The following is a 26,340-nucleotide window of genomic DNA, read 5'->3' on the forward strand; positions in this document are numbered from 1 at the left end:
TCCTTAACCAAAGGTTTTTTTAGCGGCGTGATGATGGACCGCCTCTTGCTTATAGAGAAACAGGGTCGCCAGCAGCGCGCAGACGGCGGCAAAGCTCATCCATAAACCGGGCGCGGCTTTATCGCCGGTCACTTCAATCAGCGCGGTGGAGATGGCGGGCGTAAAGCCGCCAAACAGCGCGGTGGCAAGGCTGTAGGCGAGCGAGAAGCCCGCAACGCGTACGGAGACCGGCATGATTTCCGTTAACGCCGGGATCATGGCGCCGTTATAGAGTCCGTAAATAAACGAGAGCCACAGCAGCACGCCCAGCATTGAGTAGAAGCTCGGATCGGCCGCCAGATACTTAAGGGCAGGGTAGGAGGTGGCGATGGCGATCAGCGCCATGGTGACCAGCACCGGCTTACGCCCGTAGCGATCGGAGATCGCCCCGCCAATCGGCAGCCAGATAAAGTTGGATACCGCCACCAGCAGCGTGACCAGCAGGCTGTCCGAGGCGCTGAGCATCAACACTTTTTTGCCGAAGGTCGGCGCATAGACGGTGATCAGATAGAAGGCGGTGGTGGTCATCGCCACCATCAGCATGCCCGCTATCACGGTTTTCCAGTTGCCGAGCAGCGTCCTGAACACCTGGCGCATCTCAGGATGCTGACGGCGCGCGCTGAACTCCGCCGTCTCTTCCAGATTGCGGCGCAGGAAGAAGATAAAGGGCACGATCAGGCAGCCGAACAGGAAAGGAATGCGCCATCCCCATTCGCGAATCGCGCTCTCATCCATCAGGGCGTTAAGGGCGAAACCCATCGCCGCCGCCACCATAATGGCCACCTGCTGGCTACCGGATTGCCAGCTGGTATAGAAGCCTTTTTTGCCGGGCGTGGCGATTTCAGAGAGATAAACCGAGACGCCGCCCAGCTCCGCGCCGGCGGAGAAGCCCTGCAGCAACCGGCCCACCAGCACAATCAGCGGCGCCCAGTAGCCGATCGCCGCATAGGAAGGGATCAGCACGATGAGGAAGGTGCCGGTCGCCATAATCGAGAGGGTGAAGATCAGCCCTTTGCGTCTGCCCACCTTATCGATATAGGCGCCCAGCACCACCGCCCCGATGGGACGCATCAGGAAGCCTGCGCCGAAAACGGCGAAGGTCATCATCAGCGAGGCAAACTCGCTGCTCGCCGGAAAAAAGGTGTGCGCGATATAGGTGGCGTAAAAGCCGAACAGAAAAAAGTCGAACTGCTCGAGAAAGTTTCCCGAGGTGACGCGAAAGATCGCGCCAGCCCGGGCGCGAACCGTGTTGATTGGTGCAGAGGTGGTTTCCATTAAATGCTCCAGCGTTTACGTAATGTTAATGAATCATTACTTTGTTGTGACTAAAGACTGGAACAGGAAAGGAGAGTTAATAAGTGCATTTTATGTATCGATTGATGCGTGTTGCACATTAATATATTTGCTGAAGCGGGCGAGGCACGGCAGCCACTGGCGATAGCGCGTATAAAGCGGCCGCGAGGCGCCTCTGACGGCCCGGTTTTCCTTTATCAAATTCGTGACCCGCTTCATACCAGGCGTAGAGAGGGCGTCGGCCCGCAGCCGGACTCTCTGGTTGGCTTCGCGCCTGCTCTCAGGCACACTAGCCGCAGTAAAACGGATTCCCTGCTGAGACGCCGTTCTCTCACCCAACTTTTCACAGGGCTGCCTGCCAGCGCGCGCCGCCCCCACCTTCGACACACCACAAGAGGAATTACCATGGCTACAGGCCCACTGAACGCAGACGAAATCGAGTGGATGGAAGATGTGTTGATGGAGCACGACAGCGAAGACGGCCTGATTGATATCAGCGAGCTGGACGGTCTTTTCACCGCCGCGCTCTCCAGCCCGTCGCCGCTGGCGCTGGATGCAATGAAGCCGGTTATCTGGGGCGAAAGCGCGCCGGCGTGGGACGATCCGGCGGATGAGCAGCGCTTTAATACGCTGGCGGCGCGGATGATGAATGATATCGCCGAGCGCCTCAGCCTCTACCCGGAGCAGTTTGAGCCGCTGTTTGGCTACCGGGAAATGGACGGCCGTGAACTGCTGGTGGTGGAGGAGTGGTGCTTCGGCTATATGACCGGCGTCGCGCTGGCGGCGTGGCCCGCGCTGCCGGCGGAACTACAGCCGTCGCTGCAGGCCATTGCGCTGCATGGCGATATCAACGAAGTTGAGAAACTCGACGGAATGGATGAGATCGCCTATCTGCAGAGCACCGACGCGATTCAGCCTGCGGCGCTGCGTCTCTATAACCACTGGCGTGGCAAAACCGACGCGATTCACTAAAAGCAGGGCCGCGTAAGCGGCCCTCAGTGTACTGCCAGCGCGGGAGAGATAACCCGACTGCGCTTCGCCCTCTCTGCCGCGCGCAGAGAGGATGCAGCTTAAAAAAACGTTCGACTACCCGCGGTCATTGACGATAGCCGCCTCGTCAGAATGCTTTTTCCCTTCCTCGATAAACTCTTCGTCAATCTCTTCGACGTTATCGCGGTTATCTTTGCCCGACAGCAGGTTCCAGCAGGCGATAAACAGCGCGGCGATTAGCGGACCAATCACAAAGCCGTTAATGCCGTAGATCTCCATGCCGCCTAAGGTGGCGATCAGAATCAGGTAATCAGGCATTTTGGTATCTTTGCCCACCAGCAGCGGGCGCAGGATATTGTCCACCAGCCCGACGATCACCACAAAGAAACCGACCAGGAACAGCCCTTTCCACAGCGCGCCGGTGGCGAAAAAGAAGATCGCGGCGGGCACCCAGATAATCGCCGAGCCCACGGCGGGGATCAGCGACAGGAAGGCCATCAGTGCGCCCCACAGCAGGCTGCCGTCGATATCGACAAACCAGAAGGCCAGGCCGCCCAGAATCCCCTGCACAATACCCACCACCACCGTGCCCTTAACCGTGGCGCGCGAAACGGCGGCGAACTTCATAAACAGGTGATGCTTCACGTAGGTCGAAAGCGGCAGCGCCTCCAGAATCAGATGCACCAGATAGGAGCCATCCTTCAGCAGGAAGAAGAGCAGATAAAGCATTACGCCGAAGCCGACGGTAAAGGTAAAGGTGCCTTTGCCGATCAGGAAAACGCTGCCCGCCATATACTGCCCGCCCTTCAGGGCGAAGGTCGACAGCTTCTGCTGGATCTGCGTTGCGTTATTCATCTCATGCTCAGAGAGGAAGCTGCGCAGCCAGCGCGGCAGGTGGTGGAGCAGATCGGCGAATACCGCCGGGAACTGCGCCGAATTGGTCTGCAGCTTAAGGTAGAGGGTGTTGATCTCTACCACCAGCGAAGAGGCGATAATCGCCAGCGGCGTAAACACAATCAGGCAGATGATCAGCAGCGTAACCAGCGACGCCACGCCGTTGCGATCGCCCATTTTGTGGCGCAGCCAGGTTTTCAGCGGAGCGAAGATCACCGCCAGGATAGCGGCCCAGAGAATCGGGGAAAAGTAGGGCGCCAGTACATCAAAAAACGCAACGGTCACTATCGCCAGGATGACGATGAAGAAACCGATATTTAGTCCTTTAACACGCATGCATAAACCTCAGGGTTAAGTGTTGCGGGTGAACTATAGAACGCACGACCGCCATTTGTAACGCCAATCTGTGGTTTCGTTTAAAAATTTAAGCCAGGTGCGTCGGCGGCCTGCAACCACGCGGCTGGCCGCTGCAATCGCCGATATCCGGCCGAAATATGCACGATTAGCGCATCGCGGTTGAAGCCTGTCGTTAAGGTGTGTAAAAATCCTGCGCAATCGTTTACTCCCGCTGCGGAGAAGCGATTTTTTTGCCGCGATCTCTCGCGCTGCCGCCCCGCGGCAGAGCAGGGCGGCGCGGCCATGCGGCCGTCGATGCCTACTCACCCTCGACGGCGTTGACGTCATGAAGACAGGACAGGCAGATGAAAACCACGCAAACCGGCGCGCTGACCGCAGCCGCAGAGGCGCCCGCTGAACGCGGCTGGCGCAAAACCGACACCACCTGGATGCTGGGGCTTTACGGCACCGCTATCGGCGCAGGCGTTCTCTTTTTGCCGATCAATGCGGGCGTTGGCGGTCTCCTGCCGCTGATCATTATGGCGATCCTCGCCTTTCCTTTGACCTTTTACGCTCACCGCGCGCTGACCCGCTTTGTGCTCTCCGGTAAAAACGCGGGAGAGGATATTACGGACGTGGTGGAAGAGCACTTCGGCGTCAGCGCGGGCAAAATCATTACGCTGCTCTACTTTTTCGCCATCTTTCCCATTTTGCTGATGTACAGCGTGGCGATCACCAATACGGTAGAGAGCTTTATCGAACACCAGCTGGGGCTGGTTTCGCCGCCGCGCGTGCTGCTGTCGCTGATACTGATTATCGGCCTGATGACTGTGGTGCGCTTCGGCGAACAGATGATCGTCAGGGCGATGAGCATTCTGGTCTTTCCCTTTGTCGCGGTGCTGATGCTGCTGGCGGTCTATCTGATCCCGCACTGGCACGGCGCGGCGCTGCAGACCCTGTCGCTGCATAACAGCGACGGCGGCAAAGGGATCGCCATGACGCTGTGGCTGGCGATTCCGGTGATGGTCTTCTCCTTTAACCACTCGCCAATCATCTCTTCGTTCGCGGTGGCCAAGCGCGCAGAGTACGGCGAGGGCGCTGAGCGCAAGTGCTCGCGAATTCTCGCCTGTTCCCATCTGCTGATGGTGGCGACGGTGATGTTTTTCGTCTTTAGCTGCGTGCTCAGCCTGTCGCCGCAGGATCTCGCCGCAGCGAAGGCGCAGAACATCTCCATACTCTCCTATCTCGCCAACCACTTTAACGTTCCGGTCATCGCCTGGCTCGGCCCGCTGATCGCCATCGTTGCCATTACCAAATCTTTCCTCGGCCACTATCTCGGCGCGCGTGAAGGCTTTAACGGGCTGGTAAACAAAATGCTGCACAGCCGCGGCAAAAGCCTGGCGCCTGCGAAGCTGAACCGGGCCACCGCGCTGTTTATGCTGCTCAGCACCTGGCTGGTGGCGAGCTGGAACCCGAGTATTCTCGATATGATCGAAACCCTCGGCGGATCGGTGATCGCGATCATCCTGTTCCTGATGCCGATGTACGCCATCCGCCACGTTCCCGCGATGCGCAAATACAGCGGCCATCTCAGCAATCTGTTTGTGGTGCTGGTCGGCCTGGTGGCGATCTCCGCTATCTTCTACTCTCTGCTCAGCTAAAAAGCCGTGGCCCGCTAAGCGCGGGCCGTTTAGCCGCGGTATAGCTTTTACGCTCCGCAACATGCTAACTTTATTGAGAATAATTATTAGTTACTAAGGAAGTAAGCGATGAAAAAGGGCGTTCTGCTGGCAGGGCTGCTGACATCGGCGGCGTGCGGCGCCACCACCTATCCGCTGCAGATCACCGATCTCGACGGCAACGCCATTCGGCTCGACCATGAGCCGCAGCATCTGATCCTGCAGGATGGCCGCGACGTGCTGGCGCTGGCGCTGCTTGACCGCGACAACCCCTTTAAGCGCGTGGTGGCGTGGAATAACCTGCCGAAAAAGCAGGATACCCAGACCTGGGATCTGCTGAAGCAGCGCTGGCCGCAGGCGAGCAGCATCGTCGATATGGGCTTTAACGATCAGGGACAGGTTAACCTCGAAAGCGTGCTGGCGCAGAAGCCGGACCTGATGATCGCCCAGCTGCGGGCGAAATCGGCGCTGCAGCAGTCGGGCGTGCTGGATACGCTGAAAGGGCTTAATATTCCGGTGCTGTTTATCGATTATGAGCTGCACCCGAAAGAGAACACCGCGCGCAGCGTGGCGCTGCTCGGCAAGGTGCTCAACCGCGAGCAAGAGGCGGCGGACTATACCGCCTTTTATCAGCAGCGCTTACAGCAGCTCGATGCGGCTATCGCCCGGGTGCCGCAGAAGCCGACGGTGTTTATCGAGCCGATTGCCGGCAACAGCGACAACTGCTGTTTCACCCACGGCCACAACGGCTGGGGCGGGCTGGTGGAGGCGGTCGGCGGTAAGAATATCGGCTCCGCGCTGCTGCCGGGCAACGCTGGCTTCGTCTCGCTGGAGAAGATTATCGCCATGAAGCCGGACGTCTATATTATGACCGGCTCGAAGCGCCCTAATCAGAGCGTGCTGCCGTTTGGCTATAACACCACGCCGCAGCAGATCTCAGCCACCTTTAGCGGTTTGCTGAACCGCAGCGGGTTGAAGCAAATTGCGCCCGTCGAGAACGGCCGCGTCTATGGGGTTTATCACCACTTCTATAATCACCCCTATAACATTATCGGCATGGAGATTCTGGCGAAAGATCTCTATCCGCAGCCGTTTGCGCAGCTCGATCCCACCGCGGATTACCACTACATCGTGACCCACTTTACCCGTCTGCCGGATGCGCCCATCACCCTCAGCGCACCCTGAGCCACCGGCCGCGCGTTGACAAAACGCGCGGTTAATTTACCTTTCTGCCACGCCATCTTCCGCTACTCTTAAGCAAAGCGCTATTTACTTTTGTTTCCGCTATTGTCAGGCGGCGCTACGTCACCCGTCGAAAAAGATTGCCAAAATAAAAAAACATGGTGAAATGCGCGCGTTTATTTCGCGCGGACGTAATAAACCGTGCAACAGGGAGTGCAAAAACAGACTATTCATTGGGCAGCGCCTGGCATGCAGTCGGCCTTCGCGGGCTTTATGCGTGCAATCGCTGCCGTTTGGGCTTTGCCCGAGGTTTTTATGACTCCACACACCCTTGCCTCTACGCTGAGTAAAAAATTTATCCTTGAGCCGGTTATGTCGCAGAGCGGCGTTGCGATAGGCTTTGAACTGCTGACGCGCTATACCTCGCTGGCGGGCAAATCGCGCAATCCCTTTATGGTGATTGAGAATATGCCGCAGAGTGAGAAGCGCGACCTGCTCTATGCGCAGCTCAGCGAGCTGTCGCCGATCGTGGCGCTGCTTGAGGAGCACCACCTGTTTGTCAGCGTCAATATCGATCGCGATATGGTGACCATGCTGGAGGCAGATGCGCGGCTGGGCTGGCTCTTCAGCACCGCAAGCGTGATCCGGCTGGAGGTCTCCGAGGCGATCGATTTTCAGCAGGATCGCGACGCGCGCGACGCGCTGCAGCGGCTTAAGGCGCGCGGCATACGTTTCTTCCTTGACGACCTCGGCACCGGCTTCGCTAATCTGGAAGCGCTCTATACCGGTTTATTTGACGCGGTAAAAATCGACAAGCGCTTTTTCTGGGAACAGAAAGATAAATCGATTTTTCCGATATTGATGGCCAATATTCAGCGCTATTGTCCGCAGATAATTGTAGAAGGCGTCGAAAATAAAGACGATCTGGCGGCGCTGGAGCATATCCCGCTTTACGGCTTGCAGGGCTACTATTTTAGCGCCCTGGAGATAGAGGATTTGCCACAATATTTAGGCTGAGGCTATTTTACTGGCAGACAGGCGCGCTTTTTGTGTGGTGCTGACTGGCCGACAGATATATCGATCTTTTTGCGCGCTGCTGATTAACAGGCAAAGCGTAAATAAAGTGAAAATAAAGTTGTCATTTTATAATTGCGCGCCACGGTTCACAACGCCTGAGCCGCAGCGGCGTGCGACCCTGGGACAGGGCGGTGCGCCAGCCTTTTCAGGCAGTAATATTTAGCAGGCAAATTAATAGTCAAAATAATTAATAGTGCAATCTGGTCAGACCCCATACCTGTTTAACCCGCCCTGAAAAGGCGCGGTGGGGATATTTAGCGAAGCCGCTTGTTCGAAGCGTAAAATAAGCGGGGCAGGCGTTATATAAATCAGGAAATATCTTAATTCGGCTGGCTGGCGCTGACAAAATAATAGCGATGATGTTATTCTCATTCTTCAACACTCGTGATGTGGTGTTGTTACTTCTAGTTTTTCCTTGATTTGGCAAGGATTCGCCGGTATTCGGTAATAAGGAATTTCGATTCCCCCGATCGCTTTCGATCGGGTTTTTCATTTTTGCCCCCGGTTCAATTTTCCCGCCGCGCAGGCCGCGCTGTTGCAGGCGAAAAGCCGTTCTCTTCACCGCGCCGTCCGCTGTGCGGACGCAGGTCCAGCCGTCTCCACAATTTCTGCCGAGTGTTAAGGAAGCGCTAAAGGGCGTAATAGTGTGTAAGTTACCGATTTTTAAGACTTTTGGAGATGAAGTCTCGAGCCGATATCGCCGATAGTAAGGCTTAACAGCGCGACTATCGCTGTTGCCACTGGAGGTAGACAATGAAAAAAACAACATTACGCGTTATCGCGACTTTTATTGCATGCAGCTCACTGATTTCCACGGTTTCCTGGGCTGATGGCCCGGGCGACCACCACGGCCAGCCCTGGCAGCAGCATGACGGCGACCGTCACGATGGCGACCGTCACGACGATCGCGATCGTGGCCCGCACGGTCACGGCCCGGACCGCGGCCCGGACCGCGATCGCTTCGCCGGCAATCCGCACCGCGACCGCCATGACGATCGCGACCGGGATCATTTCGCCTGGAACGGACACGATTTCCGCCGTGGCCATCCGATGCCGCACGAGTATCGCGGCCCCCACTATCGGGTTGACGACTGGCGCGAGCGCCGCCTGCCAGAGCCGCCGCGCGGCGAGTACTGGTCCTACATTGACGGCAACTACGTACTGATTGCCGCCGCAACGGGCATTATCACCTCGCTGATCCTCGGCAACGCCTTTAACTAAGCTTCTCTCCCGGGCGGCCCCGGCCGCCCGTTCTCTTTGCTCTCCGCCTCGCTCTGCTGTAAACCCGCCTTCGCGCACGCGCCGGCACCTCTTTTTTTACGCTCGCCAGGCTATGCTTTGCTTCCATACTGTTTCCTTTCGCCTGATTAAGGAGTCGCGATGACAGCGGTAAAAATGGTGGCGGTCGATATGGACGGCACCTTTCTCGATAACCAGAAGCAGTACGATCGTCCGCGCTTTATGCGCTGCTATGAAGAGATGAAAGCGCGCGGCATTAAGTTTGTCGTCGCCAGCGGCAATCAGTACTACCAGCTGAAATCTTTCTTTCCCGCTGTCGCCAGCGAAATCGCCTTTGTGGCGGAGAACGGCGCCTGGGTGCTGGATGGCGAAGAAGAGCTGTTCTGCGGCGCCTTTTCCCGTCCGGATGTGCGAGCGGTACTCGAGACGCTGCAAAAAGGCAGCTATCCGGGGCTGCGCTATATCCTGTGCGGACGGGAAAGCGCCTACTACTTTAACGGCGTGGAAGAGCAGTGGCTGGTGAAAATGCGCCACTACTGCCATCGGCTAAAGGGAATTGATTCGCTGGAGGAGACCGGCGACGATCGGCTGTTTAAGTTTGCGCTGAATCTCTCCGACGAGAGCGTTGAGCCGCTGATGGCGGATATTCAGCGGCTGCACGCGGGAGCGGTGGCGGCGACCTCAAGCGGCCACGGCTCGGTGGACCTTATCGTTCCGGGTCATCACAAGGCTAACGGACTCAATATTCTGGCGCAGCGCTGGGGCATCGGGCATCAGCAGGTGCTGGCGTTCGGCGACGGCGGTAACGATCTGGAGATGCTGAAACAGTCCGGCTTTAGCTTCGCCATGGCCAACGCGCCGCAGCGGGTTAAAGAGGCGGCGCGCTACGCCGCCCCTGCCAATAACGAGGCGGGCGTGCTGCAGGTGATTGAGCAGATGCTGGCGGGCGCGCCGCCGTTCGCCTGAATCTGGCGCTGACGGGCAGCGGCGTTGCTGTCCGTTATCCCTGCGCTGGCGTTACGTGCCAGGCCTGCGTCAGCATCCTGCGCATCGCCTGCTGGCTGTAGTTCACCCGCGCGTTTTTGCTGTTGGCGCGCGCCAGAATCCACTCAGCCTCTTCGCCACTCAGCGTCTCCGCCTCCTGCCAGAAGGGCGTAATGGCCTGCTGCTGCAGCCAGTTTTTCAGAAAGCGCGCCGGCTGTGCCTCCGGCACGGCGAACAGCTGCTGCTGCAAATCCTGTATCAGCCGCTGCTGCTGGTCATCCTCGCTTTCCGCCAGCAGATCGAGAAACGGAAAGAGCAGCCGACCGCACACTTCGCCGTGGTGCCAGGGCTTGATGGCACCCAGCTCGCCGGCGATGCCGTGGATCACGCCCAGACCGGCGCTGCTGAGGCAAACGCCCCCCAGCCAGGAGGCGAGCATCATCGCTTCGCGCGCTGCGTCGCCCTCTGCATCGTCGCGGTTCAGCGCGGGCCAGGCCTGAACAAACTGGCGCAGCCCGGTTAGCGCCAGCTGACGGGTAAACAGGTTGCCCTTGCTGGAGAGGTAGGCCTCGAACAGATGGGTAAAGGCGTCAATGCCGCAGGTTGCCAGCACCTTATCGGGCGCGCCTTTCAGCAAATCCGCATCCAGAATCGCCACCTGCGGCACAAACACCGGATGGCGCAGCGAAGCCTTGACCTTGATCTCATGCTGATCGGTCACGACGGCGTTTTGCGTCGCCTCGCTGCCGGTGCCGGCGGTGGTCGGCACGGCGATCAGCGGCAGCGTCACCGCCTGCACCGGCGTATCGCCGACCTTTTCCAGATAGCGCGCGGTAGGGAGCGGATGCTGCATCATGGCGCTGAACGCTTTGGCGCCGTCAAGCACGCTGCCGCCGCCTATTGCCACGACTCGATCCACATGACCGCGCCAGCGTGTGACCCAGGCGTCAATCTCAGCCGGCGACGCTTCATGCGTCACGATTTCATAACCAATAATGAGATCGTTTAATTCGCTTTTCAGACGCGCATAGATCGGGCCGTTAAGAAAGGAGCGGCCGCAGAACAGCAGAGTTGGCTGAGGATCGGCGCGCAGCAGCGGCACCAGCTTATTGATGCTTCCGCGCCCAGAGAGGGTTCGTTGATTGCTGTACAGCTCGATCAGGTTCTCACTCACCGCAACATCCTTATGTCATCAGGGAAAGAGAGAGTGTAACCAAAAGCCGAACGGCGGCAGCGGCAAACTTTCTGATAACGCTGCGATGAAAAGTTGATCACCTTCGCAAAACAGAAATTCAGCCTGCGCAGGGAGGTGCTTTCATCAGGATGTTACCCTTAACATGTTACTGGTAACAGGTTGTGTCCGACTGTGAGTTCGTTTTTCCGATGCCGTACCCAATGTCCGTTTCGGACCCAGGATAACAATATGCTGCTGGCGCTGGCCGGTCAGAAAGGTGGAGAAAATCTATGCCCTTACTTATTGTGGCGATCGGCGTGGCGTTACTGCTGCTGCTGATGATTCGCTTCAAACTCAATGGATTCATCGCGCTGATTCTGGTGGCGCTGGTGGTCGGCATGATGCAGGGCATGCCGGTCAATAAAGTGATTCTTTCTATCAAAAACGGCGTCGGCGGCACGCTCGGCAGCCTGGCGCTGATCATGGGCTTCGGCGCCATGCTCGGCAAACTGCTGGCCGACTGCGGCGGCGCGCAGCGTATCGCCACCACGCTGATTGAGAAATTCGGCAAGCAGTATATTCAGTGGGCGCTGGTGCTGACCGGTTTTACCGTTGGCTTCGCGCTTTTTTATGAAGTCGGCTTTGTGCTGATGCTGCCGCTGGTGTTCAGCATCGCCGCCTCGGCGCGCGTGCCGCTGCTCTACGTCGGCGTGCCGATGGCGGCCGCGCTGTCGGTGACGCACGGCTTTTTGCCGCCACATCCTGGCCCGACGGCGATCGCCACGCTGTTTAACGCCGATATGGGCAAAACCCTGCTGTGGGGCACGCTGCTCGGCATCCCGACGGTGATCCTCGCCGGCCCGGTGTACGCCCGTTTCCTGAAAAGCATCGATAAACCGATTCCGGAAGGGCTATACAACCCGAAAACCTTTAGCGAAGAAGAGATGCCGGGCTTTGGCGTCAGCGTCTGGACCGCGCTGGTGCCGGTGGTGCTGATGGCGCTGCGCGCGCTGGCGGAAATGGTGCTGCCGAAAGGGCATGCGCTGCTGCCCTACGCGGAGTTCTTCGGCGACCCGGTGATGGCGACGCTGATTGCGGTGCTGATCGCTATCTTCACCTTCGGCCTCAATCGCGGGCGCAGTATGGATGAGGTAATGGGCACCATTACCGACTCAATTAAAATCATCGCCATGATGCTGCTGATTATCGGCGGCGGCGGGGCGTTCAAGCAGGTGCTGGTGGACAGCGGCGTCGATAAATATATCGCCGCCATGATGCAGGAGAGCAACGTTTCGCCAATCTTTATGGCCTGGTCAATTGCCGCCGTGCTGCGTATTGCGCTTGGCTCCGCGACCGTCGCGGCGATTACCGCCGGCGGCATCGTCGCGCCGCTGATCGCCAGCAGCGGTGCCAGCCCGGAGCTGATGGTGATTGCGGTCGGCTCAGGCAGCGTTATCTTCTCTCACGTTAACGATCCTGGCTTCTGGCTGTTCAAGGAGTATTTCAACCTAACGATTGGCGAGACCATTCGCTCCTGGTCAGCGCTGGAAACCATTATTTCGGTGTGCGGTCTGGTGGGCTGTATGCTGCTGTCGATGGTAATTTAAGCGTTACCGCCGGGCGCTGCCCGGCGGCGTTGCTAGCTGACCAGCGCGCGAAACGCGGCCAGCTCCTCGTCAGGCATGCCCGCCTGCGTCGCTGCCTGGCAGATTTGCTGCCAGCTGTTAGCGTCCAGCGGGATCCCCTCACGCTCGCGCCGTGCGCGATTCGCCTCTTCCCATTCACCCGGTACCTGAATCGGCTCGCTGCCGCTCTGCGGCGAGCGCTTCACCCACGCCAGAAAGGCCTCCGCTTCCTGCTGCATCGCCGGCGCGTTGAACGCGTCCGGATTAAGGATAATGGTGGTCATGCAGTTGTAGATCGCATCATGGCTGGCGAGCACCGTTTCATCATGGGTGGTGCGCCCGCCGGAGAGTGCGCCGCCAAGGATTTCGCACAGGGTCGCCAGCGCATAGCCTTTATGCAGGCCAAACGGCAGCAGCGAGCCCCAGGGCGCCTCGTGCATAACGGAAGGGTGTTCGGTGGGCTTGCCCTGATGGTCGATCAGATAGCCGGGCGGTACGTCGACGCCTTTATTCCAGGCGACGCGCGTTTTACCAAAGGCGATGCCGCTGGTGGCGAAATCGAGCAAAAGGGGGCTGGCGTCACGGCGCGGAAAAATGGCGCAGAAGGGGTTAGTGCCGAAGCGGCGGTCGCTGCCGCCGAACGGCGCTACCATCGGGTCGCCCATTACGTTGACGAAATGAAAAGAGACCAGGCCTGCCGCCGCGCACTGTTCCGCCCAGTGGCCGATGCGACCAATATGGTGCGAGTGGTGCAGGCCGACCGCGGCGATCCCCAGCTGTTTAGCGCGCGCGATACCCTGCTGCATCGCCTCAAAGGCGGCGACCTGGCCGAAGCCGCCATGGGCGTGAAAGGTCAGCACCGCGCCGGCGTCCTTCTCCAGCACCGGGTGCTGATTAAGCTGCAGATGGCCCTGACTGAACGAGCGCATATAGCTGGGGATCATGCCAACGCCGTGGGAGTCGTGTCCGGCCAGATTTGCCGCCACCAGATGATCCGCCACCAGGCGCGCCTCGTCGGCTTCGCTGCCCGCGTGCAGCCATATCGCCTGTACGAACGCGTGCAGCCGTGCAGCATCGATACGATAGAGTTCACTCACCTTGCTCTTCTCCTTTTTATGGGTACAGCGCATCCTGCGACCAAAAAAAAGCAACGGCAAGTGATGGTTTCAGCCGGGGCGAAGGGCCACGAGGCGTGGCCCAGAGCAGGGGTTAATGCGGCTGTTCAAAGCCGGCTTTGACCATTTGCTCGCGCAGCGCGCGCGTAATCTCGCGATTACCGCCGGTAACGGGGTAAATCACGTTGTTAACCACATCATCAAGGTAATGCTCATCAAACTCTTGCATGGTGAGCTGCGTGCCGCCTTCATCGTTAATAGCGAAAGACCCTTTGATGTGATCGCCGGCATTTTTCGCCTTAAGGCTGTAGCGACCCATACTGGTATTTATCGTGCTCATAGCGTCTCCTTGTTACTCGTCTTACGGTAGTCGTCGCAGAGGCCTGCCTTTGCCGCAAAAAGTTTAGCGGGTCGCAAAGAAGCAAACGAAGCGTAAGCAGGTTAAAAAAACAGCTGCTGCGACCGGCGTCGCAGAAATAGTTCGGGTTTATCTGGAAAGCCAGACGCCAGCCCAGCAAGGAGCCGCCCCAGCAAAAACGCAACGACAGGCTATACTCTTCTGTGAAAAGGTTTTTTTACTGGCAAAGGAACATGGATATGAAAATAATTTTGTGGATTATCGCCATCATTTTCATTGTTGGGTTACTGACGCTGACCGGCGTATTTAAGTTAATTTTCTGAATTAACGCGGGCACCGCTCAGGTGCCCTTGCTTCTCGCTTTCTTTGACGTCTGCGCCACCAGACAGCGCGCAATAGGATCGACAAGCGTATTCGGCAACAGATCCTGCGCGGTCAGGCCCTTGTTGCAGCTGGCGCAGCGCGCGCCGTGAAGCGCCGGATCTGCTGAAGGATCGTGGGTAAAAGTAAACTTCGCACTGCCGCAGGTGGTGCAGCGAATTTTCATTACCATACTAATGCTCTCCATGCCTGAAACAAACAGGCGCCATTCTAACAAATTCCTCCGCTTTATTTATCAAAACTTCTAAACAATTAATGTGAGTTACCTTGTAGCCGCGGCAGTTGATTTTTTAACTATTACATAGGGTTACTATATCCGTTGGTTATCTTACGGAGCGCGACCCGTTAGCGGCCGACCCGGTACAGGAAGTTGCGCAGGCAGCGTTGCTCCAGCTGCCAGAAACGCGGTGCCCGGCCTGTTTTGCCGCGGTTTGATTTCACCTGGGTATAATCGCGCTTCTGATGCAGAATTTTATTCACCCGGGCGCAGGCGGCACGCTGGCCGACGCGCCGTCGAGTTACAGGAAAAAGTTGTGAGCTTCCCCCTTACGCAATCTGTCGAGAACGGCTGGCACAGCTTCAGCAATAACGTGCAGCAGACCTGGGCGCAGCCGCAAAACAGCGATTTTTATCTGCCCGCCATCACCTGGCATAACCGCTGGACCTACGACGACGAACATATCAGTCGCTATAACGAGCGCCCCTGGGGGGCAGGGGGCGGCATTTCGCGCTATGACGAAAAGGGCAACTGGCACGGTCTCTACCTGATGGCTTTTAAAGACTCCTTTAACAAGTGGGAGCCGTTCGCTGGCTACGGCTGGGAGGCGACCTGGCATCCCGTTGACGGTAGCGATTTTCATCTCGGCGCGGGCTATACCGCCGGCGTGACGGCGCGCGATAACTGGCGCTATATTCCCGTTCCGGCGCTGCTGCCGCTGGCGTCGACAGGATTGGGTCCGCTGAATTTTCAGATGACTTATGTTCCAGGCACTTACAATAACGGTAACGTCTATTTTGCCTGGCTGCGGCTGCAGTTTTAGCTTTTCAGGCGCGGCGGTAAAGGGGATCGAAGTGAAAAAAAGGCGATATTTATCACTTTTTCATCAATTCTCACTGGACAAATGTCACTGCAATTGCTGTACTAGACGCCGACACAGTTTAGTGTCCATTTTTCATGTAAAGGTAATATAGATGTCCAAGATTAAAGGTAACGTTAAGTGGTTTAATGAATCCAAAGGATTCGGTTTCATTACTCCTGAAGATGGCAGCAAAGACGTGTTCGTTCACTTCTCTGCTATCCAGAGCAACGGCTTCAAAACTCTGGCTGAAGGTCAGCGCGTAGAGTTTGAAATCACCGAAGGCGCCAAAGGCCCATCTGCTGCTAACGTTATCAGCCTGTAAGTTAACAGTCAGAATTTCAAAAACCCGCCGCATGGCGGGTTTTTTTATGGCTGAAAGAAGGCGCAGAACCCACCGGCTACGCTGCTCAGCGCGAGCATTAGCGTTACGGCCTCCTCCAGACTACGCGGCATCACGCTTCTCATTATCCTCTTCTCCTCGGGCTGTCAGCGCCAGCTTCGCAGGCGAAGATTAACCTGACCTTACCCGCCGGTGACAAAGGGGTGACGCTGCTGAATTTGCGGCGTCAGTCACATAAAATCCGCGTAACATTATTATAACAACCCTTGCCTGCAGCTTTTTTCCTGCCGACGCTATATAAAAGAGCGGCACCATTATCTTCTTCAGGAGGCAGGATGAATATACGTCAGGCACAGGCGAAAGACAGCTTTGCGCTCAGCGCGCTGCTGGCCGAATTAGGCTACGGCGGCACCGAGAGTTTTATCGATAAACGCCTTGCCCAGCTCAGCAGCGATCCCGACGAGATGCTGCTGGTCGCCGAGCATGGCACGCAGGTGCTGGGATTCCTGTCGATGCACTTTATTCCCCAGCTGGCGCTGGCGGGTGACTTTGCGCGCATCAGCTACTTTTGCATCGCCGAAGGAGAGCGCAGCAAGGGCGTTGGCCAGCAGCTGTTGCAGCATGCTGAAGCGATGGCGGCGCAGCGCGGCTGTGACCGTATGGAAGTGCACTGCCACGCGTCGCGGCTGAAGGCGAATCAGTTTTACCTGCGCGAAGGCTATGAAGAGTCGCCGCGCTACCATATCAAAGGTCTGAACTAAGCCGCGCCTCGCGTCCGGCGGCGATGGCCAGCGCGCTGGCCAGCATCTCCAGCTGCGTCGCCTGCAAACAGGCGATGCTGACGCGGATAAACTGCGTCGGCCCCAGCCGGCAGCGTTCGCCGGGCAGCACCGCGATGCCGCGCGCCGCCAGGGTGATCATCGCATATTGCTCGGACGCCACCGGTATGCAGATGCTGAGTCCGTCGCGCATCGGCAGCTTCAGCCCGTGCGCCGCCAGCGCCGTCAGCATGCGCTCGCGCCGCTGGCGGTAGGTCGCGCGCGCGGCGGCGATCCTCTCCTGGGTCGCGGCATCCTGCAGCAGCCAGGCGACGCTGTCCTGCAAAATCCGGCTGGTCCAGCTGACGCCAAAGTTGCGCCAGGCCTGAATGCGCCTCACCATCTCCGCGGTGGCGGACAGAACGGCCAGCCGCAGATCGGGGCCGTAGGCTTTGGAAAACGAGCGCACGTGGAGGGTGCGGTCAGGAAAAATCGTGCCGAGGCTCCAGGCGGGGGTGGCGGAGAGATCGCCCAGACCGTCATCTTCAACGATCAGGGTCGTGCTTTGCGCCAGCGTCTGTGCCAGTGCCGCCTGACGCGCCTGGCTGACGCTGTTGCCGGTCGCGGAATGGGTGCGCGGCTGGTAGATCACCATCGCTGGCGACTTCTGCAGCAGCGCGGCGAGCATCTCCGGCAGCGGCCCCTCATCGTCGCAGGCTAACGGCAGGATCTCCGCGCCGACGTTATCGAGCATATCGAGCAGTCGCGTTGCGGTGGGATCTTCAATCACCACGCGATCGCCCGGCGCTATCAGCGTCTGCACCACCAGATTCATCGCGTCGAAGCCGCCATCCGTCGCCAGAAAGGCTTCGGCCGCGTAGGGCCAGCGCGGCGTGATGGCCGACAGCAGCAGCGGTGAAATCGCCTCGCGGTGATAGCTGTTGAGGTGCGGTGACTGCAGCGCGGCCAGCAGGGCAGGCTGCAGGTCAGGCAGCAGCGCGGGATCGGGCGAGGCCATCGCCAGATCGGCGCGGATGTTATCGCCGTAGTTGCCGATTTTCTCAAAGCGAATCGGGCGCGGCATCACGGTGTTGCCTGATACCCAGACGCCGCTGCGCCCTTTGCCCGCCAGCACCTTATGCTTTTTAAGCTGCCCCCAGGCTGCCGACACCGTCGCCGGACTGACCCCCAGCTTCTCCGCCAGCTCGCGCACCGCGGGCATCTGCATACCCACCGCAATTTTGCCCTCGCGGATCAGCGTTGAGGCCGCCAGCGCGATGCCCTTTACTGAGGCGTCGCTTATCTGCTCGCTCAGCCAGTCGATATCCACCGTTTGCGTCATAAGAAAATAATTTGTTCAGTAACGAATTAATGATTGTTCAGATAAGTATTCCCGAACTAGTATCAAATTCAAGCACTACTTGATGAATAAATCATCGGCGCGGCAGGGCGCAACCTGTCAACGGGGCATACATGAGCAAATTAATCGTCAGACTGGCCGTGCGCGACTGGGACTACTTTACGCCGCTGGCGCTGGGGGACCTTCAGCCAGAGGGATTTGAGCTGGTTATCGATCGCGTCGGCACGCTGGTGGATAACCTGGCTGACAGCCCTGACTATGAGGGGGGCGAAGTCTCCTTTAGCCGCTATGCCCAAGGGCGCGCCCGCGGCGAATCCGGCCTGCTGGGCATACCGCACTTTCTGATGCGCGGCTTTCGTCAGCGCTGCATTATCACCACTGCCGACAGTCCGCTCACCGCGCCGGCGCAGCTTAAAGGCAAGCGTATCGGCGTCACCGGCTGGCAGGACTCGGGCAACACCTGGACGCGCACCGTACTGCGCGAGGCGGGCGTAGAGATCGACGATGCCTACTGGTTCGCCGGTCGCCTGACCGCGGCACATCCCGTGGTCGATCGCCTGGCGGGCTTTGGCCGTCCGGGGCGCATTGAGGCCGCGCCAGGCGAGCGCCCGCTGCTCGACCTGCTGCGGGCAGGGGAGCTGGACGCGGTGTTTACCCCCTTTATGCCGGAAGGCTTTTTCCTGCCGGGATCGGGGCTGCGTCAGCTTCAGCCCGATTTCCAGCAGGCGGAGCGCGACTATTTCCACCGCGTCGGCTACGTGCCGGGCATCCACATACTGGCGCTCAAGCCGGCACTGGCCGAGGCGCATCCCTGGCTGCCGCAGGCGCTCAGCGAGATTATCGACCGCTCATGGCGGCTGTGGATGCAGAAGCGGGAGAAGTACGCCGACACCACGCCCTGGCTGCTGGATGATTTGCGACGCACCGCGCAGGAATTGCCCGCCAGCTGGAATCAGAACGGATTTGCGGTTAACAAGAAGATGATTGCCGACTTTGCCGATGAGCTTTATCAGCAGGGACTGACAAAAACGCGCCTGACGCCGGAAGCGATCTTCCCGGCGGCCAGCAAGGGGGAGTGATGATGAAAGTAGCGATGGGGCAGTTCGCGGTCAGCCGCGAATGGCAGGAAAACGCGGCAATTTGCCTCGATCTGATGACGCGCGCCGACGCGGGCGGCGCCGATCTGCTGGTGCTGCCGGAAGGGGTGCTGGCGCGCGATATCGCCGATCCCGATCTGGTGCTGAAGGCGGCCCAGCCGCTGGACGGCCCTTTTCTGACGCAGCTGCTGGCGAAAAGCCAGGGCAGCGCCTTAACCACCATGATGAGCGTGCATGTGCCAACGGAGGGCGACAAGGCGCTGAACGTGCTGGTTGCCCTGCGCAACGGTGAGATTATCGCTGCCTATGAAAAACTGCACCTCTACGACGCCTTTGCCATGCAGGAGTCGCAGCGCGTCAATCCCGGCGCCGTTATCCCGCCGCTGATTGAGGTCGCCGGCATGAAAGTGGGGCTGATGACCTGCTACGACGTACGCTTTCCCGAACTGGCGCGGCGTCTGGCGCTGGACGGTGCCGAGGTGCTGGTGCTGCCCGCCGCCTGGGTGAAAGGACCGCTAAAAGAGATGCACTGGGAGCTGCTGACCACGGCACGCGCGCTGGAGAACACCTGCTATATGGTGGCAGTGGGCGAGTGTGGCCCGCGCAATATCGGCAACAGCCTGGTGATCGATCCGCTTGGCGTTGCCATCGCCAAAGCGCCTGAGTCGACCGCGCTGGTCTTTGCGGATATCGACCCGCAGCGCATCGTCTACGCGCGCAGCGTGCTGCCGGTGCTGGAGAATCGTCGCTTCGCCCGTCCGGAACTCAAAACAGAATAAAATGCCAGGGAGAAACCACCGTGAAAAAGAGTGCAACCGCCATTTTGCTGGCGCTGGGGCTGAACGCCTCGCTGGCCTACGCCGCCGACGCCATACCGACGCAGCAGGTCGACCAGGCGCTGCATGACCGCCTGCCCGAGGCCATTAAACAGGCGGGCAAGATGATCTCCGTTAATAACGGCTCCTTTCCCCCTTATGAAATTGTCAGCGGGCCGCACGCCATGGACGGTGCCTCCGCCGACCTCAGCACCGCGCTGAGCCAGCTGCTGGGCGTGAAAATCGAGCACGCCACGGTCAGCGGCCTGTCGGGGGTGCTCTCCGGCATTAACTCGGGGCGCTACCAGCTGGCGATCGGCCCGATAGGCGACTACCCGGATCGCCAGCAGAAAGTGGACTTTATCGATTTCGTGCAGGAGTTTGTGGTGTTCGGGGTGCAGAAGGGCAATCCGCAGCAGATCAACGGGCTGGAGGATACCTGTGGCAAACGCATCGCGGTCATGGCGGCGGGCTCGGCAGAGCAGGTGATCCGCAAGCAGTCTGAGGCGTGCGTGGCGGCGGGCAAACCGGCCGTGGTGGTGCAATCCTTTACCGATCAGCCCTCCTCTATTCTTGCGGTACGCTCGAAGCGCTCTGACGCCTTCTTCTCTTCGCAGGCGCCCCTGACCTACTTTATCGAGCAGGCGAGCGGCCAGCTTGAGCTGGCGGGCAAGGGACAGAAAAACGGCTTTGGCGATATTTTCCAGGGTACGGTGGTGCCGAAAGGATCGCCGCTCGGCCAGGTGGTGCTGGACGGCTATAAAGCGCTTTACCAGAACGGCACCTACGCTGCCATCATGAAAAAGTGGAAGCTGGATGGCAATATGATTAGCGCGCCGGGTCTTAACCTGGCGAAAGGGGCGGTAAAATGAGTCTGAACGCCCATAATACACGAGCCAGGGATAAGGCCGACGTGCAGCAGCGCGACGTGGCCTTCGCCCGCAGCGCACCCGCCTGGGGACGCTGGGTCTCCTGGATTGTGGCGCTGATCGTCGCCTCCAACTTTCTCTGGCTGGTGGCGACCAACCCTAACTTTGAATGGAAAGTGGTGCTGCAGTGGTTTACCGAGGCGTCGGTGCTGAAAGGGCTGGAGGTCACGCTCGGCCTGACCCTTGTCTCAATGATCCTCGGCACCGGGCTGGGCCTGCTGCTGGCGGTATGGCGTCTGTCGGAGAACCGGCTGCTGAGCGGCCTCGCCAGCCTCTATATCTGGTTTTTTCGCGGCACGCCGCTGCTGGTGCAGCTGATATTCTGGTACAACCTTTCGACCCTGTTTCCTGTTCTCTCGCTGACGCTGCCCTGGACATCCGTGACCTGGGCCAGCTGGAACACCAACGATCTGATCACCCCGCTGACGGCGGCCATCGCCGGGCTGGCGCTGAATGAGGCGGCCTATATGGCGGAGATTATCCGCGCCGGGCTGCTGTCGGTGGATAACGGCCAGGTTGAAACCACCCAGGCCTTTGGCATGAGCCGCAGCCGCGCGCTGCGACGCATCATTATTCCGCAGGCGATGCGCGCCATTATTCCGCCCAGCGGCAACCAGCTTATCAGCATGATCAAGGCGACCTCGCTGGTGAGCGTTATCGCCATGGGCGATCTGCTCTATTCGGTGCAGGCGATCTACAACCGCACCTTTGAAATTATCCCGATGCTGATGGTGGCGGTGATCTGGTATCTGCTGATTACCTCGATCCTTAACGTCGGCCAGTCGGCAATAGAGCGCTACTACGCGCGCGGCACGCGCCGCACGGTAGAGGCGGCGAAACCGCGTCCAGCCAGGCCGCTCTCCGGCGCGCGCCTGCTGCAGAAGGAGGATATATGAGTGCTGTCGCGCCGTTGGTCAGCGCGCGTAACGTTCATAAAAGTTACGGCCATAACCCGGTATTAAAAGGGATCGATCTCGACGTATTTCCAGGTGAGGTGGTGGTGATCCTGGGGCCCTCCGGCTCGGGGAAATCGACCTTTCTGCGCTGCATCAATCATCTGGAAGATATGAACGGCGGCTCGATCATGGTGGGAGATGAGCAGATTGGCTATGAGCTGAAAAAGGGTGTTCTGCATCGCCTCTCGCCGCGTAAGATCGCCCTTCAGCGCCAGAAGATCGGTATGGTGTTTCAGCAGTTTAATCTTTATCCCCATCTGACGGTGCTGCAGAACATTATCGAGGCGCCGATCGGCGTGCATAAGTTTCCGCGTCACGAGGCGATCGCCTATGCGCGTTCGCTGCTGGCCACGGTGGGGCTCAGCGACAAAGCAGACGCCTGGCCACGGCATCTTTCTGGCGGGCAGCAGCAGCGCGTGGCGATCGCTCGCGCGCTGGCGATTAAGCCGACGCTGATGCTGTTCGACGAGCCAACCTCGGCGCTTGACCCGGAGCTGGTGGGCGAGGTGCTGGCCACCATGCGCACCCTGGCGGATCAGGGGCTGACCATGATTGTGGTGACCCATGAAATTGGTTTTGCGCGCGAAGCGGCCGACAGGGTGGTGTTTATGGATGGCGGCGTGGTGGTAGAGCAGGGGCCACCCGAGCAGGTTATCGCGCAGCCGCAGCATCCGCGTACCCAGGCGTTTTTAAGCCGCTTTATTTAACGCGGCGTCACCGATCTTACTCTGTTACAGAATCTAGTTGAGGTTGGCGGCGATCTGCGCGTAAATAGCAGCGTTCGTTTTCGCTTAGGTTGAAAAGGTAAAGTATGGAAGGTATCAGTATTGCCAAACTGCTGATCATCGGTGCGCTTATCGTACTGCTTTTTGGCACCAACAAGTTACGTTCACTGGGTGGCGATCTGGGCTCCGCAATCAAAGGCTTCAAAAAAGCCATGAAAGACGAAGAACCCACCGCGACCAAAACAACGGCTGAAGATGTTCCGGCGGAACGCGTCACCCATAAAGAGTGATTCGTGACCGTCAGAGAATAGATGTAACTATTTATTTCTCACGGACATAAAAAAACCAGACCCTTTGCGTCTGGTTTTTTATTGCCTGAGGCAGGGCGCCAGGTCTATTTCACTTCCAGACCTTTCGCCTGCATATCCGCATGGTAGGAAGATCGTACAAAGGGACCGCATGCGGCATGGGTAAAGCCCATCGCCAGCGCTTCCTCTTTCATCTCGTCAAACTCGGCCGGGCTGACGTAGCGCTGAACCGGCAGGTGGTGACGGCTCGGCTGCAGATACTGGCCCAGCGTCAGCATAGTAACGCCGTGACGGCGCAGGTCGCGCATCACTTCGATAATCTCCGCATTGGTTTCGCCCAGGCCCACCATCAGACCCGATTTCGTCGGTATTGAGGGATGCGCTTCTTTAAAGCGCTCCAGCAGCTTCAGCGACCAGTCGTAGTTCGCGCCCGGACGCACCTGGCGATAGACGCGCGGCACGTTCTCCAGGTTGTGGTTAAAGACGTCGGGCGGCGTAGCGGTGAGGATCTCCAGCGCGCGATCCATACGGCCGCGGAAATCGGGCACCAGCGTTTCGATTTTGATGTTCGGGCTCTTTTCGCGAATCGCGCTGATGCAGTCGGCGAAGTGCTGCGCGCCGCCGTCTCGCAGGTCGTCACGGTCTACCGAGGTGATAACCACATAGCGCAGCGCCATATCGACGATTGTCTGCGCCAGCTTCAGCGGCTCGCCGGCGTCCGGCGCGTTAGGGCGGCCGTGCGCCACGTCGCAGAACGGGCAGCGGCGGGTGCAGATGGCGCCGAGGATCATAAAGGTCGCGGTGCCGTGGTTAAAGCATTCGGCCAGGTTAGGGCAGGAGGCCTCTTCGCACACCGAGTGCAGGCCGTTTTTGCGCATCGCCGCCTTGATGCCCTGGATTCGGCTGGAATCCGCAGGCAGCTTGATTTTCATCCATTCGGGCTTGCGTAACAGCTCCTGACGTTCCGTCACCACGGTTTTTACCGGGATCAGCGCCATTTTATCTGCGTCGCGATATTTGACGCCGCGTTCCATCTGAATTGGTTTACTCATAAGTCTGCAGGTTCCGGTCGGATTGCGTGATGAGAGCTTTCGCCTTCAGGCCAGCGATAAAGCTTTCAAATTTATTTGATAAAATTTCAAAAATTATATCAGTTCCGCCTGGCAGAAGCAGCCGTCCGGCGGCGGTAAAAGTTACAATTTTGTAAATGCGCATGCGCGGTTAAGGCAGCGGCGCGGTTTCAGCCGCCAGCCACTCAACCTGGGTAAAGCCCAGCTGGTGCGCAAAGGCCGCCACCAGCAGCGGCTGCACGTCCGCCAGGCTGACGCCAGGCTGAAAGGCGCTGAGCTGCGTCATGCGCATCCCGGCGTAGCCGCAGGGATTGATGCGCAGGAAGGGCGTTAAATCCATCGCCACGTTAAGCGCCAGGCCGTGAAACGAGCAGCCTTTGCGGATGCGCAGGCCGAGCGAGCAGATCTTCTCGTCGCCCACATAGACGCCCGGCGCATCGGGACGGGCGCGCGCCTCGACGCCGAAGTGCGCCAGCGTGCTGATAACCGTCTCTTCCAGCGCGGTCACCAGCTGGCGCACGCCGATCTTGCGGCGCTTAACGTCAATCAGCACGTACATGACCTGCTGGCCTGGGCCGTGATAGGTCACCTGGCCGCCGCGATCGCTCTGGACCACCGGAATATCGCCCGGCATCAGCAGATGCTCAGCTTTGCCGGCCTGGCCCTGGGTAAAAACGGCGTGATGCTCTACCAGCCAGACTTCGTCGCGGCTGTCGCCGTTACGGCGATCGGTGAACTGATGCATGGCATCGGAGACGGGTTGCCAGTCGCGCTGGCCGAGCTGGCGGATAAGAAGCGTATCTGCTGACAAAACGGCGGTCCGGTTAAGGAGGAAAGGCTGAGTATAACGTCGGCAAAGGGCAAGACCAAGACCCTTCGCCGACGGCGGCACTTACAGCACCATGCGCACGATATCGATATTGCCCAGCTCTTCATACAGGGTTTCCACCTGTTCGATATGCGTGGCGTTAATGGTGATCGACACCGAGTGGTAGTTGCCTTTGCTGCTTGGCTTAACGTCGGGCGAGTAGTCGCCGGGCGCATGGCGCTGCACCACTTCAACCACTTGATCAACCAGCTCCGGCTGCGCCAGACCCATCACTTTATAGGTAAAAGGGGTAGGGAATTCGAGCAGTTCATTCAGTTTGGTTTTCATATTGACTCCGGTGCATAAAAAACAGGCTCCCGCCGAAGCGGGAGCATTATCATAGCGTAGTTATGGCGACGACGTGGCGACTTTTCAACCGCCAGGCCGCTTAGCCGAACCAGTGGTGAAACATCAGCTTGATGTAATCGATGATGCGGCTGAAGAATCCGCCTTCCTGCACTTCGTTCAGCACCACCAGCGGACGCTGTTCCACGGTTTTGCCGTCGAGCTGGAAGTTGATGCTGCCCACGACCTGATTTTTCTGCAGCGGGGCGTGCAGTTCGCTGTTGTTCAGCACATAGCTGGCTTTCAAATCTTTCATGCGGCCGCGCGGAATGGTCAGGTAGGCGTCTTTCTCTACGCCCAGCTGGACGCGATCGCTGTTGCCGAACCAGACCGGCTCAGAAGCGAACTCTTTGCCCGCCTTGAGCGGTGCCACGGTTTCAAAGAAGCGGAAGCCCCAGATCAGCAGCTTTTTGCTCTCGACTTCGCGTCCTTTGAAGGTACGACCGCCCAGCACCGCCGAGATCAGACGCATCTGGCCTTCGGTGGCGGAAGAGACGATATTGTAGCCAGCCGATTCAGTGTGGCCGGTTTTGATGCCGTCGACGTTGAGGCTGGTATCCCACAGCAGACCGTTACGGTTGGTCTGGCGAATATTGTTAAAGGTGAACTCTTTCTCTTTATAAACCGAATATTCTTCCGGCACGTCGCGGATCAGCGCCTGGCCAATCAGCGCCATATCGCGCGCCGAGCTGTACTGGCCGTCCGCATCCAGTCCGTGTACCGTCTGGAAGTGGGTATTCTGCAGGCCCAGCGCCTTCACGTAGTTATTCATCAGGCCGACAAAGGCGTCCTGGCTGCCAGCGACATAGTCCGCCATCGCCACGCAGGCGTCGTTGCCCGACTGCAGCACGATGCCGCGCGTCAGCTGAGAGACCGGCACGCGATCGCCAGGCTTAAGGAACATCAGCGACGAGCCTTTGAACACCGGGTTGCCGGTTGCCCAGGCATCTTTGCCCACGGTAACCACATCTTCCTGATGGATCTTGCCCGCTTTGACCGCCTGACCAATAACATAGCTGGTCATCATTTTGGTCAGGCTGGCAGGATCGCGACGGGCGTCGGCGTTTTTCTCGGCCAGTACTTTGCCCGAGTTGTAGTCGATCAGTACATAGGCTTCGGCATCGATATCCGGCACGCCCGGGATCATCGTTTTGAGGTTGACGTCATCAGCAAATGCTACGTGGCTGAGTGAGAAAGCGACCAGTGATCCCACTGTCAGGCGTTTCAGAAAACGAGAGGGTTTCAGCGTGTTCATGTTATGGACTACAACATCCGTGAGTTAAGGTTAAAAAAAAGTGGCTTATCATAGCAAATGCCTGTTTTA

At 58.6% G+C, this 26,340-nt stretch carries 28 protein-coding genes; 16 read left to right on the forward strand and 12 right to left on the reverse strand.

Translation table 11 applies throughout. From position 1 onward, the window contains the following. Nucleotides 1-3 precede the first annotated feature (3 nt). On the reverse strand, nucleotides 4-1,314 hold the full coding sequence (locus MHZ97_RS00930; RefSeq protein WP_103795020.1) for an MFS transporter: 1,311 nt from the start codon (nucleotides 1,312-1,314) through the stop codon (nucleotides 4-6). Nucleotides 1,315-1,737: 423 nt separating this feature from the next. Here MHZ97_RS00930 and MHZ97_RS00935 point away from each other — a divergent pair, with 423 nt between their 5' ends. Further along, nucleotides 1,738-2,304, forward strand: a complete 567-nt coding sequence (locus MHZ97_RS00935; protein WP_103795019.1) for a UPF0149 family protein — start codon at nucleotides 1,738-1,740, stop codon at nucleotides 2,302-2,304. A 114-nt stretch (nucleotides 2,305-2,418) separates the two neighbouring features. On the opposite strand, the gene MHZ97_RS00940 is transcribed toward MHZ97_RS00935, so the two are convergent. After that, a complete protein-coding gene (locus MHZ97_RS00940) occupies nucleotides 2,419-3,552 on the reverse strand; it encodes an AI-2E family transporter (RefSeq protein ID WP_103795018.1) in 1,134 nt (377 codons plus the stop codon). 365 nt (nucleotides 3,553-3,917) lie between these two features. On the opposite strand from MHZ97_RS00940, the gene MHZ97_RS00945 reads away from it, so the two are divergent. From MHZ97_RS00945 to MHZ97_RS00955, 3 genes are all read left to right on the forward strand, one after another. Then, nucleotides 3,918-5,213 carry an HAAAP family serine/threonine permease gene (locus MHZ97_RS00945; RefSeq protein ID WP_239312860.1) on the forward strand — a complete coding sequence of 432 codons (1,296 nt, stop codon included), beginning with the start codon at nucleotides 3,918-3,920 and terminating at the stop codon, nucleotides 5,211-5,213. A gap of 108 nt (nucleotides 5,214-5,321) precedes the next feature. Beyond that, nucleotides 5,322-6,416, forward strand: a complete 1,095-nt coding sequence (locus MHZ97_RS00950) for an ABC transporter substrate-binding protein (RefSeq protein WP_103795016.1) — start codon at nucleotides 5,322-5,324, stop codon at nucleotides 6,414-6,416. A gap of 312 nt (nucleotides 6,417-6,728) precedes the next feature. Further along, nucleotides 6,729-7,430, forward strand: coding sequence for an EAL domain-containing protein (locus tag MHZ97_RS00955; protein WP_158253387.1), 702 nt, complete (start codon nucleotides 6,729-6,731; stop codon nucleotides 7,428-7,430). Nucleotides 7,431-7,677: 247 nt separating this feature from the next. Here the strand turns inward: MHZ97_RS00955 and MHZ97_RS00960 are convergent, their stop codons facing one another. Further along, nucleotides 7,678-8,052: a hypothetical protein gene (locus MHZ97_RS00960; RefSeq protein ID WP_239312857.1), complete on the reverse strand. Its 375-nt coding sequence runs from the start codon at nucleotides 8,050-8,052 to the stop codon at nucleotides 7,678-7,680. A gap of 191 nt (nucleotides 8,053-8,243) precedes the next feature. Here MHZ97_RS00960 and MHZ97_RS00965 point away from each other — a divergent pair, with 191 nt between their 5' ends. Both MHZ97_RS00965 and MHZ97_RS00970 read left to right on the forward strand, forming a co-directional pair. After that, entirely contained in the window at nucleotides 8,244-8,711 is a 468-nt protein-coding gene (locus tag MHZ97_RS00965; RefSeq protein ID WP_239312854.1) for an RcnB family protein, read from the forward strand. Nucleotides 8,712-8,870: 159 nt separating this feature from the next. Beyond that, a complete protein-coding gene (locus tag MHZ97_RS00970; protein WP_103795013.1) occupies nucleotides 8,871-9,695 on the forward strand; it encodes a Cof-type HAD-IIB family hydrolase in 825 nt (274 codons plus the stop codon). A gap of 34 nt (nucleotides 9,696-9,729) precedes the next feature. On the opposite strand, the gene MHZ97_RS00975 is transcribed toward MHZ97_RS00970, so the two are convergent. Continuing rightward, nucleotides 9,730-10,887: an iron-containing alcohol dehydrogenase gene (locus tag MHZ97_RS00975; RefSeq protein WP_239312852.1), complete on the reverse strand. Its 1,158-nt coding sequence runs from the start codon at nucleotides 10,885-10,887 to the stop codon at nucleotides 9,730-9,732. 290 nt (nucleotides 10,888-11,177) lie between these two features. On the opposite strand from MHZ97_RS00975, the gene gntT reads away from it, so the two are divergent. Beyond that, nucleotides 11,178-12,494 (forward strand): gluconate transporter, encoded by a 1,317-nt coding sequence (gene gntT, locus MHZ97_RS00980; protein WP_103795011.1) that lies wholly within the window; start codon nucleotides 11,178-11,180, stop codon nucleotides 12,492-12,494. 32 nt (nucleotides 12,495-12,526) lie between these two features. Here gntT and MHZ97_RS00985 read toward each other — a convergent pair whose 3' ends face one another. From MHZ97_RS00985 to MHZ97_RS00995, 3 genes are all read right to left on the reverse strand, one after another. Further along, on the reverse strand, nucleotides 12,527-13,609 hold the full coding sequence (locus MHZ97_RS00985) for a malate/lactate/ureidoglycolate dehydrogenase (RefSeq protein ID WP_239312850.1): 1,083 nt from the start codon (nucleotides 13,607-13,609) through the stop codon (nucleotides 12,527-12,529). 112 nt (nucleotides 13,610-13,721) lie between these two features. Then, nucleotides 13,722-13,967: a hypothetical protein gene (locus MHZ97_RS00990; protein WP_103795010.1), complete on the reverse strand. Its 246-nt coding sequence runs from the start codon at nucleotides 13,965-13,967 to the stop codon at nucleotides 13,722-13,724. Nucleotides 13,968-14,325: 358 nt separating this feature from the next. Further along, the gene (locus MHZ97_RS00995) at nucleotides 14,326-14,538 is read right to left on the reverse strand and encodes a hypothetical protein (protein WP_239312847.1); all 213 of its coding nucleotides are present in this window, start codon (nucleotides 14,536-14,538) and stop codon (nucleotides 14,326-14,328) included. A 361-nt stretch (nucleotides 14,539-14,899) separates the two neighbouring features. Between MHZ97_RS00995 and pagP the strand changes: the two genes are divergently transcribed. The 3 genes from pagP to MHZ97_RS01010 all read left to right on the forward strand — a co-directional run bounded on the left by pagP (nucleotide 14,900) and on the right by MHZ97_RS01010 (nucleotide 16,546). Continuing rightward, nucleotides 14,900-15,406: a lipid IV(A) palmitoyltransferase PagP gene (gene pagP / locus MHZ97_RS01000; RefSeq protein ID WP_293648565.1), complete on the forward strand. Its 507-nt coding sequence runs from the start codon at nucleotides 14,900-14,902 to the stop codon at nucleotides 15,404-15,406. Between the two features lie 151 nt (nucleotides 15,407-15,557). After that, nucleotides 15,558-15,767: a transcription antiterminator/RNA stability regulator CspE gene (cspE, locus tag MHZ97_RS01005; RefSeq protein WP_033751857.1), complete on the forward strand. Its 210-nt coding sequence runs from the start codon at nucleotides 15,558-15,560 to the stop codon at nucleotides 15,765-15,767. Between the two features lie 353 nt (nucleotides 15,768-16,120). Further along, nucleotides 16,121-16,546, forward strand: a complete 426-nt coding sequence (locus MHZ97_RS01010) for a GNAT family N-acetyltransferase (protein ID WP_103795007.1) — start codon at nucleotides 16,121-16,123, stop codon at nucleotides 16,544-16,546. Here MHZ97_RS01010 and MHZ97_RS01015 read toward each other — a convergent pair. After that, nucleotides 16,530-17,885, reverse strand: coding sequence for an aminotransferase class I/II-fold pyridoxal phosphate-dependent enzyme (locus tag MHZ97_RS01015; RefSeq protein WP_239312842.1), 1,356 nt, complete (start codon nucleotides 17,883-17,885; stop codon nucleotides 16,530-16,532). The two genes, MHZ97_RS01010 and MHZ97_RS01015, sit on opposite strands and share 17 nt — an antisense overlap. A gap of 131 nt (nucleotides 17,886-18,016) precedes the next feature. Between MHZ97_RS01015 and MHZ97_RS01020 the strand changes: the two genes are divergently transcribed. The 6 genes from MHZ97_RS01020 (at nucleotide 18,017) to tatE (ending at nucleotide 22,715) form a co-directional block, all read left to right on the forward strand. Then, nucleotides 18,017-18,982 (forward strand): nitrate ABC transporter substrate-binding protein, encoded by a 966-nt coding sequence (locus MHZ97_RS01020; protein WP_239312839.1) that lies wholly within the window; start codon nucleotides 18,017-18,019, stop codon nucleotides 18,980-18,982. A 2-nt stretch (nucleotides 18,983-18,984) separates the two neighbouring features. Further along, nucleotides 18,985-19,779: a deaminated glutathione amidase gene (locus tag MHZ97_RS01025; RefSeq protein ID WP_239313265.1), complete on the forward strand. Its 795-nt coding sequence runs from the start codon at nucleotides 18,985-18,987 to the stop codon at nucleotides 19,777-19,779. A 20-nt stretch (nucleotides 19,780-19,799) separates the two neighbouring features. After that, entirely contained in the window at nucleotides 19,800-20,687 is an 888-nt protein-coding gene (locus MHZ97_RS01030) for an ABC transporter substrate-binding protein (RefSeq protein WP_239312836.1), read from the forward strand. Then, nucleotides 20,684-21,640: an amino acid ABC transporter permease gene (locus tag MHZ97_RS01035; protein WP_103795003.1), complete on the forward strand. Its 957-nt coding sequence runs from the start codon at nucleotides 20,684-20,686 to the stop codon at nucleotides 21,638-21,640. The genes MHZ97_RS01030 and MHZ97_RS01035 overlap by 4 nt, the downstream gene beginning before the upstream one ends. Continuing rightward, nucleotides 21,637-22,407 (forward strand): amino acid ABC transporter ATP-binding protein, encoded by a 771-nt coding sequence (locus MHZ97_RS01040; RefSeq protein WP_103795002.1) that lies wholly within the window; start codon nucleotides 21,637-21,639, stop codon nucleotides 22,405-22,407. The genes MHZ97_RS01035 and MHZ97_RS01040 overlap by 4 nt, the downstream gene beginning before the upstream one ends. 104 nt (nucleotides 22,408-22,511) lie before the next feature. After that, nucleotides 22,512-22,715, forward strand: a complete 204-nt coding sequence (tatE, locus tag MHZ97_RS01045; protein WP_033751842.1) for a twin-arginine translocase subunit TatE — start codon at nucleotides 22,512-22,514, stop codon at nucleotides 22,713-22,715. A 104-nt stretch (nucleotides 22,716-22,819) separates the two neighbouring features. Here the strand turns inward: tatE and lipA are convergent, their stop codons facing one another. The 4 genes from lipA to dacA all read right to left on the reverse strand — a co-directional run bounded on the left by lipA (nucleotide 22,820) and on the right by dacA (nucleotide 26,271). Continuing rightward, nucleotides 22,820-23,785 (reverse strand): lipoyl synthase, encoded by a 966-nt coding sequence (lipA, locus tag MHZ97_RS01050; RefSeq protein ID WP_239312833.1) that lies wholly within the window; start codon nucleotides 23,783-23,785, stop codon nucleotides 22,820-22,822. A 169-nt stretch (nucleotides 23,786-23,954) separates the two neighbouring features. After that, the gene (lipB, locus tag MHZ97_RS01055; protein ID WP_239312810.1) at nucleotides 23,955-24,614 is read right to left on the reverse strand and encodes a lipoyl(octanoyl) transferase LipB; all 660 of its coding nucleotides are present in this window, start codon (nucleotides 24,612-24,614) and stop codon (nucleotides 23,955-23,957) included. 81 nt (nucleotides 24,615-24,695) lie between these two features. Continuing rightward, nucleotides 24,696-24,959: a DUF493 family protein YbeD gene (ybeD, locus tag MHZ97_RS01060; protein ID WP_033751835.1), complete on the reverse strand. Its 264-nt coding sequence runs from the start codon at nucleotides 24,957-24,959 to the stop codon at nucleotides 24,696-24,698. Between the two features lie 100 nt (nucleotides 24,960-25,059). Beyond that, complete coding sequence (dacA, locus tag MHZ97_RS01065; RefSeq protein ID WP_103794999.1) at nucleotides 25,060-26,271, reverse strand: D-alanyl-D-alanine carboxypeptidase DacA; 1,212 nt, start codon at nucleotides 26,269-26,271, stop codon at nucleotides 25,060-25,062. Between the last annotated feature and the right edge of the window lie 69 nt (nucleotides 26,272-26,340).

Source organism: Pantoea sp. ACRSC, from assembly GCF_022346785.1.
Lineage (GTDB): Bacteria > Pseudomonadota > Gammaproteobacteria > Enterobacterales > Enterobacteriaceae > Pantoea > Pantoea alvi.